Below are 19,111 nucleotides of genomic sequence, written 5' to 3' on the forward strand. Positions count from 1 at the left end.
AAGACTGTCGCCACCCGGATTGACGACGGACGGCAACGGCCGTCCCGTGTTAGCGGCACCACCGCCGCGTTCCGCTGCGGATCCACACTCCCGTCGACGCGGCAGTGAAAGGCGTGTTCTTGGAGATCCACGGGGGCGGTTTCTCCATGGGTCGGCCGCTGGCAGCGACGTCCGCAACCACAGGCTCGCCGACCCACTCGGCGTCGCGGTTGCGAGCGTGGACTGCCGTCTCGCGCCCGAGCATCCGTGGCCGGCCGCTCCGGCGGATTGCGAAACCGCCGCGCTGTGACTCGTCGAGCACGCCCGCCCGCCAGCGTTTCGGCACAACGAAGCTCGCTGTCGGCGGCTTTCGGCCGGCGCCGCCGCGACGAAGATCGTTCGCATTGGTGGAACCGGCGCCCGGAGGCGTCCGGCTCGGTCGTGGCACGCCCGCGGCCTTGTCCATGACATCTTAGTCATTAAGATAACCGCATGGTGATATCGACCGACTTCTCGGTGGCAATCGCCGGCGCTGGCCTCTCCGGCTTGTGTCTCGCCCAATACCTCGTGCGTGCCGGCATCGACGCGCATGTCTACGAGCGGGACCTGGGTCCCTTTGTCCGGCGGCAGGGCTACCGGCTCATCCTCGACCGGTACGGGCTGGAAGCGCTGCGTGAGAGCCTGCCCGTCCCGCTGTACCGCCTGGCGCTGGCCACCAGCGATGAGCCCGGCGGGCACCTGCGCTTCACCGACAGCCGGCTGCGGGACGCGTTCACCATCACCTTCAAGCAGGAGCAGCACACGACCCGCCAGGTAGACCGGCTGACCCTGCGCTCGATCCTGCAGTCGGGACTCGACGGGCGCGTCCACTACGGCAAGGCCGCCGTCGGGGTGGACAGCGGCGGACCGGGGAGGCTGCGGCTGCGGTTCTCCGACGGCGGAGCCGCCACGGTGTCCGTCGTGGTGGGCGCGGACGGCGTGCGCTCAGCGCTGCGCGCGCAGCTCATGCCGGACGCGAACCCGGTGAACACGCCGATGGCGGGCATCTACGGCAGGTCGCCCCTGCGGCAGAACGGTCGGAGCATCATTCCGGAGGCGTTGCGTACCAGCGGTGTCCTGGCCATCGCCAATGAACCGGGCCGGGCCTTCTTCTTCACCTCCATGCGGTTCGGTGAGAGTCCGCGGGAGGCGTTCGCGCGCCTGGCTCCGGGCGTTTTCCCGCCCACCGGCGACGACTACGTCATGTGGGGACTGCTGCTCCGGCAAGCGGAGGTGCCCATGAACGTCCGCGGAGACCTGCCGGGGCTACGGGAGATGGCCACCCAGATGACCGCGGACTTCCATCCGCTCGTCCGGCGGCTGGTCGGCACGGCCGAGCTGGACACCGTGGTGCTCAACCTCTTCGCGGCCGGGCAGCGCCCCCGTCGGTGGGCGGTGCCCCGGGCGACGATGATGGGCGACGCCGTACACGCCATGCCTCCGTTCGGCGCTCACGGCGGCAACACCGCGCTGCGTGACGCCGCCCTGCTCGGCCGCAGGCTGGTCGACGCGCTGACGGACGGCACACCGCTGGAGGCGGCGATCGCCGGTTACCAGGACGAGATGGTGTCCTATGCCTTCGACGCGGTCGACGACGCGGCCCGGCTGATGCGCCGGCTCACCGGGAATGCGGCCGCGCCACACTGGGTACTGACTCGCGTGTTACCTCGGCTGCACCGGGTCACCGTGCCGGAAGCATGATTGCGGGCATGCCCGACCAGTCGTCTCGTGCGTCCGCGATCGCCGATCTCATGCGTGCCGGGCGGGAGAACTCGCGGCTGTCGATGGTTTTCCGGTACGCCATCGCCGAGCGTCTCGGTCTCACCGTGAGCGACCTGGAGTGCCTGGACTATCTGGCGGACGTCGATTCCGCCACCGCGGGACAGATCGCCGAGCGGACCAACCTCACCACCGGAGCGGTGACCAGCATGCTCCGCCGGCTCCAGCAGGCGGGCTACCTGACGACCGAGCGCGATCCGGCGGATCGGCGCCGGGTGATCGTCACCATCCGGCCGGAGCGGATCCCGGAGCTGGAGCGCCCGTACGAGCGGTTCGCCGAACGTGTGGGGCGGCTCATCGAGGGCTACCGTGTCGAGGAGGTCATGCTGCTGGTCCGGCACTTCGGCCGTATGCAGGCGATGTACCTCGCGGAGTTGGACCGCCTCCGCGACGAGGACACCACGCAGTCCGCGTGAGCGCCGCAGGCCGTACGTACCCGGCACATGCGAATAGCGGATGCCGTTACGTGAAGCCGAGTCTGGCTCGCCTGTAAGGACAGCGACCAGCACCGCGTGCGCGTCAAGCTTGGTCCGGTTCCGTTGCCCCGAGGTAGGCGTTGATGACCCGCGCGTCCCGCGTGATGTCCTCGGGCAGGCCCACCGCCACGACTTCGCCGGCGCTCAACACGACGACGCGGTGTGCGCTGCTCGTCACGAAATCGATGTTGTGGTCGACGAGCACGATAGCGGTCCCCGACCGGGCGAAGAAGCGCAGCCGGCGGCTCAGCGTCTCGGCGGCAGCGGCCCCGACGCCGGCGGCGGGTTCGTCGAGAAGCATCAGCCGCGGCCCCGCGTACCGGGCCCGGGCCACCTCGCCGAGCTTGCGGACGTCGTACGGCAACGACCGCGCGGCGACGTCGCGCCACTGTTCGATCCCGAGGCCGGCCAGTTCCTCGTCGGCCCGGGCGAGGTCGTCGCGACGGTGGCGACGCCCCGACGGCAGCCCGAACAGGCCGGCCACCCGGTCGCGCACGCCCGGAGTCGTTCCGCCCCGCAGCACGTTGTCGACCAGCGACACGTTGTCCAGCAGCCGCGGCTCCTGGTGGGTCCGCACCACGTGACGGGCGCTGATGGCGTCCGGACGCTCGCCGACGACATCGACGCCGTCGAGCAGCACCCGCCCGCCGCCGGGCCGGTACAGCCCGCACACGCAGTTGAGAAGCGTGGACTTGCCGGCGCCGTTGGGACCTACGAGTCCCAGTATCTCGCCCGGCTCGACCCTGAGCGACACCTCACGCAGCGCGCTGACCCCGTCGAACCCGACACTGAGGCCCTCGACGCTGAGGACTGGCACGACGCTCACCCCCCTCCCTGCACAAAGCGTCACCGAACCGGGCAGGCACACGCTACCTGCCCGGTACCCGTTGCGCTCACGAGACGCCTGACGGCGCTGCCGTGAACAACCTGAAGGCGACGGCAGTCTCCAGCGCCACAGGCTCCGCAGTGGCTCAACCGGGTGCGGGTTTTCCGGGTGCGGTCAGGGTCAGGATCCGTCGGGCGGTTGTCTCGCCGCGGCGGTAGCCGGTGTCGCGGTGGATGGCCAGGGCGAGTCGTGCCTGCTCGGCCGCCGAGCACCTGTCGTCGTCGTCGAGATGGGCTTCGGCCAGCGCGACGTGGGCGTCGCATCGCAGTAGCCGTAGGCCGCGCCGGCTGGTAAGGGCGATGGCCTGTTGCGCCACGTCGATCGCGGCGGCGATGCGGCCCCGGGCCCGGTTCGCCGTCGCCAGTCCGATCAGGGCTTCCGCCTCACCGTGGTGGAAGGCGGCCTCGACCGCCAGCGACCGGGCGTGTTCGAATTCGGCGGCCGCCCGGTCGGAATTGCCGAGCCGGGCCAGGACACCGGCGCGGACGTTGTGGGCGTTGATCTCGATGCGGAGGTGGCCGATCTCCTGGGCCAGCGCCAGCGCGCCGTCGGCGAACGTGCCGGCGATGTCGAGGTCACCGGAGTCGGTGTGCAGCCGGGCCAGTTCGTCCAACGCCATGGCGACCGAGACCCGGTTGCCGACCGCCCGGTGTATCGCCAGGCTGGCGGTAAGGTACCGGACCGCGTAGTGGGACCGGCCCAGCCACCCGAGCGTCCGACCCAGGTTGCCGAGGTCGGTCGCCTCGCCGGAGCGTGACCCCCGACTCCGTTCGTCGGCCGCCAGCCGGGTGTACGCGGCGGTGGCCTCCGCCAACCGGCCGGCCCTGCAGTACACGCCGGCCAGGTTGCTCCGCGCGGCGAACTCCCCGGCGGCGAGGCCGCACTGGCGGTAGAGTTCCCGGGCGGCGGAGAACCGGGCGGTGGCTCGGTCGAGGTCGCCGAGATTGCCGTGGGCCAGACCGAGGCTGTTGTGCGCGGCGGCCTCACCGACGCGCCAACCGGCGTCGCGGGCGAAATCCAGCGCCCGGCGCAGGTGCGCGACGGCGTCGTGGAACTGGCCCAGCACGATGTGGACCGCCCCGAAATGCCGATACGCCGACGCCCGGGCCGACGCGTCACCGTGCTGATGCGCCGCCGAGAGTGCAGCCTCGGCCACCGGTAGCCAGTCGGCGCCGTTGCGGCGCAACCACAGGTAACCACCCATGGCGTCGGCAAGCAGCCACGCCGTCGCGCGTCCGGCAGCCGCGGCCTGGACGACGGTCGCGACGAGATTCGGCCGTTCCGCATCCAGCCACGCACTGGCCGCGCGGTCGTCGACGAACGCGGGTACCGTTTCGCCGGGCTCGGTCGAGCGGGACGGCAGCTGCGGCGAGAACGGATTCAACAGCGCGGTAGCGGCCCCGGCGGCACGCAGGTAGTACCCGTCGAGTCGCCCGATGGCCGACTCGGCTTCGGCTCTTCCGGCCGCCCTCGCCTGTTCCGCCGCATACAGACGAAGCAGATCGTGCAGCCCGTACCGGGCGGGAAGCCGCCGCTCGATCAGGTTGGCTCCGGCGAGCCGTTCCAGAAGCCGGGCGGTCTCGGCTGGGTCGAGACCGGCCAGCGCGGCCGCGGCCGGTACGCCCATGTCCGGACCGGCGGCCGAGCCCAGCAGCCGGAAAAGGCGTCGGGCGGCCGGTGTCAATGCCTCGTAGGACAAGGCGAACGCCGCTCGGACGGCCGCCTCCTCATCGCCGTCGAGCATGAGCGAGTCCAGGAGCTCGGTGTCACGGAGCCGGACGACCTGATCGAGCACCCGGGCGCCGTTACACGCGTTGACGTTCGCCGCCGCGATGCGCAGCGCGAGCGGCAGATACGCACACAGACGGGCCAGCTCGGCCAAGGCGTCGGGCTCATCCAGCCCGACGAGTCGTCGGAGGAGATCGACCGCCTCGTCGGGGGTGAGGACGCCCAGTGCCAGCCGGCGGGCGCCTTCCCTGGCGACCAGACCTCCCAACCCGCTGCGGCTGGTCACGAGAACACGGCAGCCCGGGCCGCCCGGCAGCAGTGGACGGACCTGGTCCGGGGCGGCCGCGTTGTCGAGTACCACAAGCACCCGCTTGTCGGCGAGGAGGCTGCGGTACAACGCGCTGGCCTCGCCCAACCCCGCAGGAACTCCCTGGCTGGAGACCCCCAATGCGGAGAGGAACTCGCCGAGGACCCGTAACGGTGTGGCCGCGGGCTCCGTCGAGAACGCCGCAAGGTCGGTGTACAACTGGCCGTCCGGAAACCTGTCACGGACGCGGTGTGCCCAACGAACTGCCAGCGCCGTCTTCCCCACCCCGGCCATCCCAGCAACGACCACGATCGACGGGGCGGAGTCGGAGCCGCCCGGCAGCAGGTCGTCGAGTGTGACAACCTCACGCTCGCGTCCGGTGAAGTCACCGATCATCGCGGGCAGTTGGGCCGGCGTGTCGGCTGTCGCCGACTGGTTGGCCGCCGGGTTCGACGCCGGCCGGCGGGACTCGTCCACGCGCTCTTTCCGGGGAAGCGTTGCCTGCGCGGCGCCGGAACCTGGCGCCGGACCGGCCATCGGGACCGGTGTCGCCAGAGGCCCGTCCAGATCGGTGTCCTGGCGTAGGATCGCGGCCTCCAAACGGCGCATCGCCGGGCCGGGACGGACGCCGAGTTCCTCATCGAGTCGGCACCGCAGGCTCCGGTACACCGCGAGGGCTTCGACCTGCCGGCGAGCGCGGTACAACGCGAGCATCAGCAGTTCGTGAAGTCTCTCGTCGAGAGGATGATCGCGGCACAGGCTCTCCAGGACCGGCACGGCGTGATCGTGCTGTCCGACCGCCAGGCGGTTCTCGGCCAACGCCCGCTGGGCATGCACAAGCAGCAGGTCGAGTCGGCGCGCCTGGTCCTCGAACCAGGGAAGACCGCCCAGATCAGCCAGGGCCGGGCCCCGCCACAGCGCGACCGCCGCCTGCAGCCGGGCCAACCGCTGCGACGGCTCACCCGTGGTGGCGCACTCCTCAACGAGTCGCTGCGCCGTCTGCACATCGGTCTCGTCGTCGCCCAGTTCGATGGCATAGCCCATGGAGCGGGCCACGATTGCCGAGTGGTCCCCGAAAGCACGACGCAGGTAGGAGACGTGGCTCTGCAACGTGCCGGCGGCCGTAGCCGGTGCCGCGTCGGCCCACACGATCTCGACGAGAACGTCAGCGCTGACCACACGTCCGGGATGCAGCGCCAGCGCCGCGAGCACCGCCTTGCGACGCCGACCGGAGACGGGCCGAACGCTCGGCACGATCTCGACCGAGCCGAGCAGCCTCACCTGCACCTTGCAGCCTAACGTCGGACGCTATTGATCTCGATCCTACCGAGACGCGTGAAGCTGACGCAGTCATACACCGGACGCTCCCCGTTCCGGTCATGTTCCAGCGCCATTCCAGCGCTGTGTCCTATCGATTCCCGGCTCCAGCGCCGTTCCGGTCCGGCTCCTGCGCCGACTGACATCGTCCCTGACGCGACCACCGACGGTCGATCCCAGCCGTCGGCAGTCGGATGACGGACCGGTCAATCCCGAAAGGAGAAGGCATGACAGTCAGAAGGTGGTTCACCGCCGCCACGCTCGTCCTCGCGTCGATCGCGGCGGCCGCAGGTGTGGCGGCGTCCCCGGCCCATGCGGCTAGCCCGTGGGCTCCGCTTCGCAACGTCCAGGACGACACGTGCATCGCGGCCACCGCCTACGTGGACAGCCCGCTGCAGATGCAGGCCTGCGACGGCAGCACGTGGCAGAACTGGAGGTTCTTCCCGAGCGTCAACGGCGGAAGCCGCATGCAGATCCGCAACCAGGAGAGCGGGCGGTGCTGGTACCTCAACGGGCCGGTGCAGAGCTTCACGCAGGTCTCCCAGGCAGTGTGCACCGAGGTCAGCAACGAGGATTGGGTGCCCGACGCGGGACCGCCGCCGCCGACCAAGGTCACGCGGATCAGGTCCTGGGCCGGCTTCCAGAACACCAGCCTGTGCGTCATCCCTCACTGGGGGAGCGTGATCGTCTACCTCTGCAACCGCGACCCCAACCAGAAGTGGATCGCCTACTAGGACGATCGGATCCCGGGGAGGTAGCCGATTCCGGCCATCTCCCCGGGGCATCGCAGGCTGGCTGGCGTGGGCGAACAACCACGACCGGCACGCCGCGATCTTCGCCGGTGGGACGACGTTCGCGAGCACGCGGTCACCTGGGTCAGGGTCCGGCCGGTGCAGCCGCCTGCCCCACCCCGCATGGACCCGGTTCGGATGCGGACCGGCATCGACCAACCGGTACCCGTACGGCGGCCGACCACCCAGATGCCGCCCCTGCACCTCGGCCTGAACCCGCATCGCCGCCATCGTCCGAAACCGCGCCCGCGACACCTCCCGCAGCGACCCGAACCCCCAGCAGATCAAGCAGCGCCAGCTGACGCGGACAGTCGAAGTCCACCGGCCCATAGGTCTCCGGCAACCACAATTGGATCCCTTGCTGACACAGGACCGGCGCCAACCAGGCGAGCCGTTGACCGGAAACGCCCGCTCGTACTCCCCCACCACAACCGCATCGAACCGACGACCGTCGGCGACCATCTCCCTCAGCAGTTGCGACGCCTGCGGCCGATCCGTCCACGCCACCCGCCGCGACACCCCCGCGTCGAAGAACTCCGCCACGATTCGGCCGTCGAATGACTCCCCCGGTCCGGGCGACGTCGGCAATGTCGCCCGGACTTTCGCCGAACCTACCGAGCATCACCGCCGGCGGTGGCGCCTCGCCGACACGCCCGAGTCGACCGGCGTGTTTCGTGTGGCCAGGTGAGTTTCAGGCCGAGTTGGCGGTAGACCTCGCCTTGTCGGCCGGGTCCGCCTCAGCGAGGACGGTGCGGAGCACCGCGGCGGCGGTCGTGGCGGCCGGGTCGGCCCCCGCCCGGGTGAGCCGGTAGTACCGGCGCAGCCGGGAGTCAACGACTCTCTCCCGGCCGACCTCCACGAAGCCGTCAGTTGCTCAAGACCCCCGTAGAGGGTGCCGACGCACAGAGGCGGTGCCGGCCCCGTTCAGCTCTGTGCGCCGCGAGTCTCTGCCAACTTGGCGAGTGTGTCGACGGCTTGGGGGTGGTTCAACTGGCGTAGGCGGTCGGCGGCACACCGCCATGCGTCCCGCGCATCGTGAAGTCGGCCCGCCGCGTGGTAGGTGTCACCCAGGCGGTCGAGGGTCGCGGCGTGTTCATAGTCATCGGCAAGTTCCTCGAGCAGGGCAATCGCCGTCTGGTAGCAACTGATTGCCTGTCCGTAGTCGGAGAGCCCGTGGTAGATGAAGCCGAGACTGTCCCAGGCGGCGGCCTGGCCGTCGCGGTTGCCGGTGCGCCGATGAAGGCCGAGGGCGCGCCGACACGCGATCAGGGCCTGCCGGTAGTTGCCGATGTGGGCGTGATACCAGCCGGCCTGGTTGAGTGCGGCAGCCTGGGTGTGCCGATCGCCGCAGCTGTCGGCGAGCCGGACGGCTTGCACCGCATTTTCCAGCGCCGCGTGAGGCTGCTCTTGCCACGCCAATACGCGGGCCAGGTTCCGGTGCGTGTTGGCCTGCCCGCGGTGGTCGCCGGCGGCGGCGTAGTGGTCGATGGCCACGCGTAGGTGGCGATCGGCCTCGTCCAGTTCTCCCGACTGGCAGGCAGCGAGCCCGAGACCGCGGTGCATGTGTGCGAGCGCGACGGGGTCGGTCGAGGTCGCCCCGGCCGCCAGAACGACCCGCTGGACGGCGACCCACCCGCGCCAGTGCCCAGGTTTGTCCGAAACGTAATCCCACAGCGTCCATGCCAGTCGCCACGCGTACGACTCGAAAAGCGGCTGGGCCGCCCACCTCACCAGTGACACCATGGCCGCGCTCTCGGCGGCAAACCAGTCCTCGGCATGTTGCCGGTCGGACAGCGCCTCCACGACGACCCCCGGTGGCCGGTCGGGTAGGGAAATCGGTGAGCGGTAGGAATAGCGCAGGTGGCTGGCGCGGTCGGCAGTGTGCAGGTAGTGGCTCAGTAGCCGAGTCATCGCCGTCTGCCGGTCCTCCTCGCTACCGGCGGCTTGCATCTGCTCGGCAGCGTACGTTCGCACCAGGTCGTGCAGCGAGAACCGGCCGCATCGGTGCTCATCGACCAGGTTCACACCGGTCAATTCGCCCAGCAGTTGGCGTACGTCGGCGACCGGCCGGCCGGCCAGGCTCGCCGCCGCCGCAGGTGCGATATCCGGGCCGGGGAACAGGGTCAGCAATCGGAACAGCTCCGCGGCCGCCGGGCTGAGCGCCAGATAGGACCACGACAGCACCGCCCTGAGATTGGTCGCCGGGCCGCCAGCGTCGAGAACATCAAGGCCTTCGGTCGCGAGTTCGCCCGCGATCGTGGCGAGGCTGTCACCGCTGCGCTCGGCTGCCCGGGCCGCGACGATAGCCAACGCAAGCGGCAATCCGGCGCAGGCGGCCACGGTTGCGTCCAGTGCCGCCGGCCGGACCGTGACGTGGGCCGGGTCGAGGCGACGAAGCAACAACTGCGCCGCATCCCGCGCATCGAGAAGCCCGAGCCTGACCAGCACGGCGCCGTCGGTCACCACAAGACCGGTGAGCGTGCTGCGGCTCGTCACCACCACAGCGCACTCAGGCGCGCCCGGTAGCAGCGGCCGGACCTGCTCCGCGTCGCGGGCATTATCCAGAACGACGAGAACCCGCCGGCCTGCGAGAAGGCTGCGATAGATCGCGCACTGGGCCGCCTCCGCCGCCGGAATCTCGGCGGGGGGAACGCCCAACCCTTCGAGAAGATCCCGCAGGGCCTCGGCGGGATCAGCCGGTCCACCGACATCGAAGCCGCGCAGATCGGCGTAGAGCTGACCATCGGGGAACAGCCGTGCGACGCGGTGCGCCCAGTGCGTAGCGAGGGTCGACTTACCCACGCCCGCAGGTCCCGAAATGACCGCAACACCGGCCGCCGGTGCGTGTGTGTCGTCGCCGTCCGCGACCCGAACCAGCGCGGTCAATCGCTCCAACTCCTGACCGCGCCCGACGAAGGTGGCCAGTGGACGCGGCAACTGCGCGGGTACCCACCGCGAACCGACCGTCGGTACGGCATCGGCGGACCCGGCTGGCCGGAAGACCTCCACTGTGATCGGCTGGGCGCCTTCGACGGCAATCAGGCTGTCTGGCAGGTTGCGGCTGGTGACGAGGATCACGCTGCCGGGCAGGTCCGGCAGCAGCGGCCAGACCTGCCCGGCGTCGCGAGCGTCATCGAGGACCAGCAGCATCCGCCGGCCGGCCACCAGGCTGCGATAGAGACCAACCTGGGCGTCGAGCCCGGTTGGCATCCGCGACCTCGGCGCGTCGAGCGCGTCGAGAAGCGCCCGCACCGCCTCGGTGACGGAGACGCATTCGGCTGCGGAGTCGAAACCGTGGAGGTTGAGATACAGCTGTCCGTCCGGAAACTGGTCGGCGACCCGGTGCCCCCAGTGGACGGCAAGAGCGGTCTTCCCGGCGCCGGCGGGACCGTAGATCACGCCGATTGCCGGGCCGGTCGACCCCTGTTGGCCGCGTCGGAGGAGTTGGTCGAGTTGGTCGAGTTGGTCGCGACGCCCGGTGAACTCGGGCAATGCGGCGGGTAGTACGGCAGGGAGCGAGGCTTGTCCGGTATCGGGCTTCCGGCCGGGGGCTCTGCCGAGCGCGTCGTGCACCAGCGACCCGATGAAGTCCTCCCGTTGGTCGGCGGGCACCTGCAACGCGTCGGCGAGCAGTCGGGCGGTCGAGGGGCGGACTCGCCGGTCGGGCCGCGACTCGACCAGTTGGATGCTTCGCACGCTCACCCCGGCGAGGGCCGCGAGATCCTCCTGCGACAGCCCCAATCTGAGCCGCTGGGCGCGCACCAGGTTCATGGTGTCCGGGCGTTGCCGTCCCCGCACTCGGGCGTCTCCCTCCAATCGTGGTGTGAACCTTGGCGACCAGTGATGATGCCATCCCGTCGTCACTTGCGGAAACGGCTACCTGCTGCGGATCCACGCGGTCATCGATGCCGCGTTCGGAGCTAATGCCGAGTAGGCGCAGGATCGAGTGCACCGTCACGACGCGGATGCCGTTGCCGCGCGGTAGGCCCGGTGTGGGCATAATGCGGCATCATGTCGAACGTCGTCATTGCGGTCCTCGCCGTCGCGGCGGGTCTCGTGGTGGCCGGCGCCGGTCTCCTCGTCGTGGTCCGGCGCCGTCTGGTCGTGGTGCGGGTGGCCGGCGACAGCATGCTGCCGACGTACCGGAACGGCGATCAGGTGCTGGTGCGCAGGGTCAGATCGGACCGGCTGGCGCGCGGGCAGGTGGTCGTGATCGATCCGATGTCGCGCGGGGGCGACTGGGCCACCGGTCCCCTGCCGGATCCGACCTCGCAGCGTTGGCTGATCAAGCGGATCGCGTCGGTGGCCGGCGATCCGGTGCCCGAGTCGGTGACGCGCGCGGCCAGCATACCGGCTGGCACTTCCGTGCCGGCCGGTCACCTGGTCGTACTGGGCGACAACGCCCGGGTCAGCGGCGACTCACGGATGTTCGGCTACGTACCGGCCGACCGCGTGCTCGGGATCGCCCTGCGTCAGCTCTCGGACCCGTAGCCGCGCGCCTGCAGGGTGAACAGGGTCGCGTACCGGCCGCCGAGCGCCAACAGTTCCGCGTGCGACCCCTGCTCGACGATCTGCCCGGCGTCAAGGACCACGATGACGTCGGCGTCCCGGACCGCCCCGAGCCGGTGCGAGATCAGCAGGCTGGTGCGACCGCGCCGGTGCTCGCGCAGCCGTTCGTGGATCGCGTGCTCGGCCTCCGCGTCGAGACCCGAGCTGGGCTCGTCGAGGATCAGCACGTCGCGGCTGTCGCGCATGAACGTGCGGGCCAGTGCCAGCCGCTGCCACTCGCCGCCCGACAGCACCACGCCGGCCTCGACGTCCGAGCTGTCGGTCACGAAGATCCGGCTGAGCAGCGTGTCGTACCCGCGCGGCAGCTTCGCCAGCCGCTCGTGCGTGCCGGCCCGCTCGGCCGCCGCCCGGACGAGGTCGCGGTCGGAAGCGGTGGCGAGGTCACCGAGGCCGATGTTCTCCGCGGCGGACATGTCGTAGCACATGTAGTCCTGGAAGAGGACGCCGATGCGCTCGCGCAGGCGGGCCGGATCGGTGTCGCGCAGGTCGACGCCGTCCCAGCTGACGCTCCCCTTGTCCGGGTCGTACAGCCGGCACACGAGTTTGACCAGCGTCGACTTGCCCGCACCGTTGAGACCGACCAGCGCGACCGATTTACCCGCTGGTACCACCAGGTCGACCCCGCGCAGCACCCACGGATGGCCGTCGTCGTACCGGAACCACACGTCGCGCAGCACCAGGCCGTCGCGCAACGGACCGAGCTCGGCCGGATGCTCCGGCACCGGCAGGTCGGGCGCGGAGCGGACCACGTCGAAGTAGTGCCTGAGCATCAGCAACGCGTTGTGGAGCTCGGCTCCCTCACCGGCGAGGGCCGCCAGCCCGAGCTGGATGCCGGCCGCGGCGGCCAGGAACACCGACACGTCCCCGATCGTGAGTCGACCACCGGCGGCGGCGAGGAGCGCCCAGACCACACCGGCGCCGGTGACGACCGCGCTGACCGCGGAGAGCACCGACTGCCCGCGCATGGTGTGCCGGTCGAGGTCGCGTTCCGTCGCGTTGACCGTTCGCAGCTCGTCGAGCATGTGGCCGCGCAGGTGGTCGCCGAGGCCGAACAGGCGGATCTCCTTGGCCGCGCTCAGTTGGGTGAGGAGGCCGGCGAAGAAGAACCGCCGGCGGGTGTTGGCGGTGACGCCCCACATCATCTCGGCGCGCCGGTGGCTGTGCTGGATCTGCATCCGCATGGCCGGGATCGCCGCGACCACGACCAGCACGACCATCAGCGGGTTCAACGTGAACAGGGCGACGATGAAGCCGGCCACGGTGAACACGTTCTGGGCGATCTGCAGGCCGCCGCCGACCACCCGTTGCGGCGCCCGCTGCCCGGCCTCGTGCGCCAGTTGCAGGCGGTCGTGGAAGGCGGGATTCTCGAACGGCCGCAGGCCGGGTTGGGCGTTCACCGCCCGGAAAAGCTGGTCCTCGATGAGCACCGACAGCGCCCGCCGCAGCTGGCCCTGGAAGTACTCCCCGAGGAACGGCAGCACGGCGACGGCGACGCCCAGCACCGCGAGGCCCACCGCCATCGGCACCAACTCGGCGGGCTCCGCACCGCCGGCCAGCGCGTCGAGTGCCAGCTTGGTGATCCACGCCAACCCGACGGGAAGCAGGCCGCGCAGCGTCGCCGCGGCGACGGACAGAATCATCGCCGGCCGGTCGGCCCGCCACGCGAGCGCCACCGCCGAACCGAGCCGGCGCCACAGGGCGTCCATCGAATGTCCTTAACGACGACGGCGACCGCCCGGCCGCCGCTCCCTCGTGGCGCGGCGACCGGACGGTCATGGGGGGCCGAGCGGGATCAGCAGTAGTACCAGGCCTGGCAGGTGGTGCCGAGGACCTCGTGGTGGCAGCAGTACCGGCAGTACTTCTGGCCGCAGCAGCGCTCGGTGTAGCAGTGGTTGGCGTCTGCGGTGATGCGTGGGACGAACCGGCCGACCATGCGGTCACCCAGCCGGTTGAGGGCCTTGATCATTGTGCCTCCTTCGGAACCGTTGCGGTGCATACCGAACACCGGACATCCGTCCACATTGGACAGATGCTCGGAGAATCGCCAGTAGGTGTCAGGCGTTAGCGGGCGCGAGATCGGGCATGGTGGTGCCGCTCACCACGACCACTCCGGACTCGTCGACCACGCCGATCGCGGGGTATCCCTGTACGGCGAACGCCTTCTGGAGCGGGCCACCCATGTCCTCGCGCACCACTCGCGCAACCGGAGCCAGGTCGTCCACAAAGGTCTGTGCGTCGCCCTCGTCGTCGCGGCCGGCGACGACGGCCAGCACGCGGTGCCGGCCGCCCGGGTGGTCGGCGGCGCTGGCCACGAACTCCGGCAACCGCTCCGCGCAGGGCTGGCACCCCAGGGAGAAGAAGCCGACGAGCTCTGGCCCGTCGCGATCGTCGGCCGACAGCGTCGCGCCGTCGACGGTCGTCGCGGTGTACGCGCCCACCGACTGTCCCGCGGGCAGCATGGTGGCGCCGCGCATCGGCCCAGCCGTTCCCATCTTGCTGATCAACTCCGTGTGTTCCCGCAGGCGCCGGACGACGGCGAGCGTGAACACCAGATTGACCGCCGCTAACAGTCCCACGAGGACGACCGTGGCCACCAGAAATGCCATTCCAACTCCCCGAGGTTTGGAACCATGAACGCGGCGTTCACCGTTCGGGGGGCGTCGAAGATCGAGATCCCGCGCCGACTCGGTCATCGTCGACGTGTGCAGTCTGTGCGGGACACAGGCCTGGCGACACGTAAGGCACCCGCACCTATTCCGCAAGTATCGACGGGAGAGCATCCTCACTGCTCGGCAAGATTCACGGTCGAGATCTCGCTCGGCGTGGTGGCAGGACGTGGAACGGCCGCCGGTTGATCATCGATGGTTGTGTGGACTATCGATGGAGGGCCGGCGGCCGCGGCTGTCAGCGTGGATGATGCCGGCGTCGCCGGCTGCGACGACCAACTGTTTCCCGGCGCCCGGCGGGTGTTCCGACTGCGCCGGGACACCGGCGGTCCCGACGTCCAACGCACCAGCGGTCGTAGATCCATTCAATAAGTAGTCAGCCGCGATCCGGTGCGTTACCAATTGCGTGCTGATAACCGAGCGTAACCGGTGAGCCCGACCGATGGACGCGTCGCAACCCGACCCGCTCGTTGTCTGGTGTCGGCTTGTCGGCCCAGACATCGATCGGTGGCTGCGTCCACGCCTGCAATTTGGACACCGTGCGCGGCCCTACCGAAACCCACCGGCGGTCAACTCGTTGGCGAGTTTGAGTGGGCTTGTTCGTCCACACCTTCTCGATCCGGCCCGACCCGCACATCGCGCAGACTGGACATCCACGGGAGAGCAATTACGGACTCACGATCTCAAGGAAGTTACCGACGTCGACCGCCCGCGGCCGGATCCTGGCAACGGTGATCCGTCGCCACCCGATCGTGGGTTTCAGGTGCGGAGATTGTCCGCGAGAGGGAAGACTTGTGGCCATGGCAGGGCCGCGCGCGACGAACCAGGTGGTTCGACGGCGCACCGGCAGTGTGATCGGGAACGTTCCCGCGGAATTGAGCAGCTTCGTCGGCCGCCAGGACGAACTGACGCAGGTCAAGCGACTGCTGTCGACCTATCGGATGGTGACCTTAACGGGGGTCGGCGGGGTCGGCAAGACCCGGCTGGCGTTGCGGACGGCGACCGAGGTGCGGCGGGCGTTTCCGGACGGGGCCTGGTTCATCGACCTGGGCGGAGTACTCCCGCCCGAGCTGGCCACATTTGAGATGCCCGACGCCCAGGCCGTCGCCGGTCTGGTCTGCGCCACGCTGGGTGTGCGGGAGCAGTCTGCCCGCGCACCGGTTGACGCGCTCCGCGAACGTCTCGCTCGAGCACGGCTGTTGTTGGTGTTGGACAATTGTGAACATCTGCTCTCCGCCTGCGCCATGTTGGCCGAGGCGTTGCTGCGGGCCAGCCCGGGTCTGCGGATCGTGGCGACCAGCCGAGAGCCGCTGACCGTCGTCGGCGAGGCCACGCTGCCCGTGCCGCCCCTACCAGTGCCGGATCGACACGAACCGCCGGCCCTCGCCGACCTGACCCGGTGTGCGTCGGTGGCCCTGTTCACCGCTCGTGCGACGGCCGCCTTGCACGACTTCCAGCTCACCGAGGACAACCGGCTCGCGGTGGTCGAGATCTGTCAACGGCTGGACGGACTGCCGCTGGCCATTGAACTGGCTGCGGCCCGGCTGCCGGTTCTGACTCCGCACCAGATCGCGGACCGCTTGATCGACCGGTTCGCCCTGCTCACCCGTAGCAGCCGGCGTAGTCCGGACCGGCAGCAGACGCTCCGGGCGTGCGTCGACTGGAGCTTCGACCTGTGCACGAAGGACGAGCAGCGGCTGTGGGCGCGCCTGTCGACCTTTGCCGACAGCTTCGAGTTCGACGCGATCGAGGGCATTTGCGCCAGTGACGACCTGCCGGTCGAAGAGCTCCTCGACCTGACCAACAGCCTGGTCGACAAGTCGATCCTGGTCCGGAACCACGACCACGGCCGCAGCGCGCGATACCGCATGTTGCAGACGATGCAGGTCTACGGGCTGGAGAAACTGCGTGAGACCGGTGAGGATGCGTTCCTGGCCCGACGGCACCGTGACTGGTACGAAGGGCTCGTGGCCCGCGCCCGCGCGGAGTGGATCAGCAACCGACAGGCATACTGGCTGACCCGTCTCACCCGTGAATACCCGAACCTGCGGGCGGCCGTGGATTTCTCCCTCCGCGAGCCGGGCGAGGTCGATGCGGCGCTGCGTATCGCGCTCTCCCTGCCAGCGATGTACTGGTGGGCCCGAGGCATGTTCCGCGAGGGGCGGCGGTGGCTCAAGATCGCCCTCGGCGCAACCACCGAACGCGGGGTCCGGCATACCCGGGCGATGCTGTTGGCCAGCCGGTTGGCCTTCGCCCAACGTGACGGCGACGCCTCCCGGCTGCTCGAGGACGGAGAGCGGCTCGCCCGGAGGCTCGACGCCCCGGACGCCATCGCACAGGCCATGTTCATCCGCGGAACGGCTGCGATGTTTCGCAACGAGCTGGCCCTCGCCGTGGAATTGTTCGAGGCTGCCCTGGCGACGCTCGACCGGGCGGCGGAACCGGAGTTGGATCAACGGCTACACGTGATGTTCACGCTCGTGGCGGCGGCAGGTCTGGCCGGGGATCATGCGCGGGCCAGCGCGTGTTATCGCGAGGTACTGGCGATCACCGAGCCCAACGGGGAGGGGATCTACCGGTCCAACGCCATGTGGGCTCACGGGATGGTTGCGTGGCGGCAGGGCGATCTGGACGAGGCTGCCGCGCTGCAGTTGGCAAGCCTGCGACTCAAATGCATCCACGGCCTGGACGACACGCTCGGCGGCGCCCTGTGCCTGGAGGTGCTGGGCTGGATCGAGGCCGGTCAACAGCGCCCTGATCGCGCTGCCACGTTCCTCGGCGCCGCCGACGCCGCGCTGGAGGACCTCGGCACCCCGATCCGCACGTTCGGCCATCTGGCCGAGCAACACGACGAATGCGAGCGGCAGACCCGCAACGCGCTCGGCGACCGGATATTCGACGAGACCCTCCGGCACGGCCGGGGCCTGACCTATGAAGAGGCGCTGGCGTACGCCCTCGGCGAGGTACGGTCAGCGCCGCCGGCAACCTCGGCCGCCCCGACCCCGCTCACCAGACGCCAACAACAGGTTGCCATGCTCGTCGGGCGCGGACTGAGCAACAGGGAGATCGCCAGCGCCTTGGTCATCTCCCAGCGCACCGCCGAAAGTCACCTCGAGAGCATCCTCACAAGGCTCGGCTTCTCCTCCCGCGCTCAGGTTGCGGCGTGGATGGCCCGGCAGCACCCGGACGGGTGAATGGCACCCATCACCGGGTGACCAACCTCGACCCGTCGGCGGCGTCGTGCCATCTTGGGGGACATGAGCCAGGCGCGGGTCGTGCTGTCCCCCGTCGGAGGAGCCCGCCGCGCCGTGATCGCGGCGAGTGTCGGCACCGTGATCGAGGGATACGACCTGCTTCTCTACGGCTACCTCGCCGGCGTGCTGGCGACGCGCTTCTTTCCCGCGGACGACCCCACTGCGGCGCTGCTCAACACGTTCGCGATCTATGCGGTGGGATTCGCCGTGCGACCGATCGGCGGCGTGGTGTTCGGCCACGTCGGCGACCGCGTCGGACGACGCCCGGCCCTCGCCGCGTCGATGCTGCTGATGGCGGCCGGCACGCTGGGCATCGGCCTCTTGCCAACGTACCAGAGCATCGGCGTATGGGCGCCGGTGTCGCTGCTGATCTGCCGGCTGGTGCAGGGGTTCGCCATCGCGGGTGAATATGTCGGCGCAAACATCCTGATTCTGGAACACGCGGCAGACGGCCGTTCCGGCCGCGCAGTGTCGGCCAACCAGGTCGCCGTGTACGTCGGCGTTGCCGCTGCGGCGGCGACCAGCCTGCTGCTGGCCAGCTCGTTGACCCCGGCGCAACTGGCCGCCTGGGGCTGGCGGCTGCCGTTCCTCGCCGCCGTGCCGCTCGCGCTGGTTGGACTGTACATACGGGGCAGCGTCCCCGACAGCCCGGCCCTCGACGCGCCGGGCATCGTCCGTCCCCGCTTTCCGCTCATCGTGGCGCTGCGTACTGTCAAACGGGGCATCGCGGTCTTCGCTGGCTGGCTGGTGATGGTCACCCTGGGCGGCTTTCTGCTGTTCGGCTACATGCCCTCCTACCTGACGCGGGTGGTCGGGATGGACGCCACCGTCGCGTTCGGGGCGAATCTCGCCGCTGTATTCGCCCTCGCCGTCGGTGCGGTAGCCGGCGGTCATCTCGTCGACCGGTTCCCGCCGCGCACTGTCGCAATCGCGAGCGCCGTAGGCGTCGCCGTGAGCGTCGTGCCCGGCTTCATGCTCATCCAGCAGGGCACCTTCGCCGCTGCCGTGCTCGGGCAGGTTATCTGGGCCGTGGGCATCGGGATCAGTGCCACGGTGAGCGCGTTGCTGAGCGCGTCGCAGTTTCCGGTTCCGATCCGCTTCGCCGCGACCGGCCTCGCGTACAACGTCAGCGTGACGGTGTTCGGCGGAACCGCCCCCTACGTGTCGACCTGGCTGCTCTCCCGCACGCACGATCCTGTCGCGCCGGCGTGGTACCTGGCCGGAGCCGCGCTCCTCGGCCTGGCCACCGCCGTGGTCGGGTGGCGGGGCCCGAGTTGGATGGTGACCGGTGAACCATGCTCCGGTTGACGGCCCGTTGAG

Annotated in this window: 14 protein-coding genes; 7 read left to right on the forward strand and 7 right to left on the reverse strand. The window is 69.9% G+C overall.

Going from position 1 to position 19,111, the window contains the following annotated elements; translation table 11 throughout:
• Nucleotides 1-46 precede the first annotated feature (46 nt).
• The 3 genes from Vau01_RS57460 to Vau01_RS57470 all read left to right on the forward strand — a co-directional run bounded on the left by Vau01_RS57460 (nt 47) and on the right by Vau01_RS57470 (nt 2,213).
• A complete protein-coding gene (locus Vau01_RS57460; protein ID WP_239152927.1) occupies nt 47-289 on the forward strand; it encodes an alpha/beta hydrolase in 243 nt (80 codons plus the stop codon).
• 182 nt (nt 290-471) lie between these two features.
• Nucleotides 472-1,719 (forward strand): FAD-dependent oxidoreductase, encoded by a 1,248-nt coding sequence (locus Vau01_RS57465; protein WP_204011732.1) that lies wholly within the window; start codon nt 472-474, stop codon nt 1,717-1,719.
• Between the two features lie 8 nt (nt 1,720-1,727).
• A complete protein-coding gene (locus Vau01_RS57470; protein WP_239152914.1) occupies nt 1,728-2,213 on the forward strand; it encodes a MarR family transcriptional regulator in 486 nt (161 codons plus the stop codon).
• Between the two features lie 103 nt (nt 2,214-2,316).
• Here Vau01_RS57470 and Vau01_RS57475 read toward each other — a convergent pair whose 3' ends face one another.
• The gene (locus tag Vau01_RS57475) at nt 2,317-3,099 is read right to left on the reverse strand and encodes an ABC transporter ATP-binding protein (RefSeq protein WP_204011748.1); all 783 of its coding nucleotides are present in this window, start codon (nt 3,097-3,099) and stop codon (nt 2,317-2,319) included.
• 145 nt (nt 3,100-3,244) lie between these two features.
• A complete protein-coding gene (locus tag Vau01_RS57480) occupies nt 3,245-6,481 on the reverse strand; it encodes an AfsR/SARP family transcriptional regulator (protein ID WP_204011751.1) in 3,237 nt (1,078 codons plus the stop codon).
• A gap of 257 nt (nt 6,482-6,738) precedes the next feature.
• Between Vau01_RS57480 and Vau01_RS57485 the strand changes: the two genes are divergently transcribed.
• Nucleotides 6,739-7,245: an RICIN domain-containing protein gene (locus tag Vau01_RS57485; RefSeq protein WP_204011753.1), complete on the forward strand. Its 507-nt coding sequence runs from the start codon at nt 6,739-6,741 to the stop codon at nt 7,243-7,245.
• 748 nt (nt 7,246-7,993) lie between these two features.
• Here the strand turns inward: Vau01_RS57485 and Vau01_RS65540 are convergent.
• Nucleotides 7,994-8,161 carry a hypothetical protein gene (locus Vau01_RS65540; RefSeq protein WP_239152916.1) on the reverse strand — a complete coding sequence of 56 codons (168 nt, stop codon included), beginning with the start codon at nt 8,159-8,161 and terminating at the stop codon, nt 7,994-7,996.
• 65 nt (nt 8,162-8,226) lie between these two features.
• The gene (locus Vau01_RS57495; RefSeq protein ID WP_204011756.1) at nt 8,227-11,073 is read right to left on the reverse strand and encodes a tetratricopeptide repeat protein; all 2,847 of its coding nucleotides are present in this window, start codon (nt 11,071-11,073) and stop codon (nt 8,227-8,229) included.
• 240 nt (nt 11,074-11,313) lie between these two features.
• Here Vau01_RS57495 and Vau01_RS57500 point away from each other — a divergent pair, with 240 nt between their 5' ends.
• Nucleotides 11,314-11,793, forward strand: a complete 480-nt coding sequence (locus Vau01_RS57500; RefSeq protein WP_204011758.1) for a S26 family signal peptidase — start codon at nt 11,314-11,316, stop codon at nt 11,791-11,793.
• On the opposite strand, the gene Vau01_RS57505 is transcribed toward Vau01_RS57500, so the two are convergent.
• From Vau01_RS57505 to Vau01_RS57515, 3 genes are all read right to left on the reverse strand, one after another.
• Nucleotides 11,775-13,577 carry an ABC transporter ATP-binding protein gene (locus Vau01_RS57505; protein ID WP_204011761.1) on the reverse strand — a complete coding sequence of 601 codons (1,803 nt, stop codon included), beginning with the start codon at nt 13,575-13,577 and terminating at the stop codon, nt 11,775-11,777. The genes Vau01_RS57500 and Vau01_RS57505 overlap by 19 nt on opposite strands.
• Nucleotides 13,578-13,663: 86 nt before the next feature.
• On the reverse strand, nt 13,664-13,837 hold the full coding sequence (locus tag Vau01_RS57510) for a hypothetical protein (RefSeq protein ID WP_204011764.1): 174 nt from the start codon (nt 13,835-13,837) through the stop codon (nt 13,664-13,666).
• Nucleotides 13,838-13,925: 88 nt separating this feature from the next.
• Entirely contained in the window at nt 13,926-14,477 is a 552-nt protein-coding gene (locus Vau01_RS57515; RefSeq protein WP_204011766.1) for a TlpA disulfide reductase family protein, read from the reverse strand.
• Between the two features lie 860 nt (nt 14,478-15,337).
• Between Vau01_RS57515 and Vau01_RS57520 the strand changes: the two genes are divergently transcribed.
• Nucleotides 15,338-17,731 carry an ATP-binding protein gene (locus tag Vau01_RS57520; protein WP_204011770.1) on the forward strand — a complete coding sequence of 798 codons (2,394 nt, stop codon included), beginning with the start codon at nt 15,338-15,340 and terminating at the stop codon, nt 17,729-17,731.
• Between the two features lie 63 nt (nt 17,732-17,794).
• The gene (locus Vau01_RS57525) at nt 17,795-19,099 is read left to right on the forward strand and encodes an MFS transporter (RefSeq protein WP_204011773.1); all 1,305 of its coding nucleotides are present in this window, start codon (nt 17,795-17,797) and stop codon (nt 19,097-19,099) included.
• The last annotated feature ends 12 nt before the right edge of the window (nt 19,100-19,111 follow it).

Source organism: Virgisporangium aurantiacum, assembly GCF_016863635.1.
In the GTDB taxonomy this organism is placed as follows: domain Bacteria; phylum Actinomycetota; class Actinomycetes; order Mycobacteriales; family Micromonosporaceae; genus Virgisporangium; species Virgisporangium aurantiacum.